The sequence below is a fragment of the Holdemanella sp. MSK.7.32 genome, assembly GCF_024460475.1.
GTDB lineage: Bacteria > Bacillota_I > Bacilli_A > Erysipelotrichales > Erysipelotrichaceae > Holdemanella.
Genome location: NZ_JANFYN010000104.1, coordinates 1 through 1128 on the forward strand (window position 1 = coordinate 1; position 1128 = coordinate 1128).

The window sequence follows — 1128 nt, forward strand, 5'->3', positions numbered from 1 at the left end:
AAGAAAGTAGGCGGCAGAGTTTAAATTCTGCCGCCCCTTATCAAACCATACGTGCCCTATTAAGGCATACGGCTTACCAATGTGAGTTACATTTTAGAAAAGACTTAAATGTTGTGATTCGACTTATTTAGTGTATGCATACTGAAAGAACCTCTTTTTACTCTGAGAAGAGGTACTTTTCTTTTTATTGGAATCCATCAATAAAATAAAATCATCAATGTTAATTCCAGGGAAAACTATTTGAGCCTTCATATACGCACCTGTAACTAGACCCATACATTCTATGAAAAACTTGTTATCATATTTGACAGTTAATAATTTACCTTGTGCTTGTCCACCATGTTTCTTTCCGCGGCATGAGAAACTTACTCGTAGTCTTTGACGCACATAACCATCTAATTTGGTTATATCAAGAGCAGGTATGCCATGCATAACTCGCCCGCGTTCGTTAAGTAACAGTCTGATTTCTCGTGCAACTTGAAAAGGAATAAGGAAGTAATTAAACTTACCTCTTATGACTGGGTTTAAAATCTCTGTCCACTTCTCAAAGGAGTATGTACAACTCTTCTTGGTGACAGATTTAATATCACTCTTAAACTTCTTTAACGATTTTACGGATGGTCCAAACGTGTAATAGACATGTCTATTTTTAGACATTTTTAAATGGTTGAACGTAAAACCTAGGAAATCAAAGTCTTTCTCGTGAAAATCAATATCATCGCTTTTATCTTCTGCCAATTCAAGGCCTAGACGTTGTAACGTTTCATGAACTATGACTTTGGCTTTTTCCAAATCTTCCTTTGTTTGACACATGACTATCGAATCGTCAGCATACCTCACGAATTCAAGATTTGCTTTTGTTAGTTCCCAGTCAAGTTCATTCAAATAGATGTTCGCCAATAGTGGAGAAATAACTCCACCTTGTTGTGTACCACTTGCGGTTTCATATCGTATTTCATCTTCCATGTACCCTGCTTTAAGTGTTTTCCAAATCATGTCTAGTACTGTTCCATCTGACACATACTTGTTGATAACTTTCATAAGTTTCTTGTGAGGTATATTGTCGAAGTAACCTTTTATATCAAAATCATAGATATATAGATATCCACTTTCTAATCTAGACACAAT

The 1128-nt window shown here is 35.6% G+C and carries 1 protein-coding gene; it reads right to left on the reverse strand.

From position 1 onward, the window contains the following. Positions 1 to 123: 123 nt before the first annotated feature. On the reverse strand, positions 124 to 1128 hold a 1005-nt coding region (locus tag NE544_RS11965; protein ID WP_256269494.1), incomplete at its 5' end, for a reverse transcriptase domain-containing protein.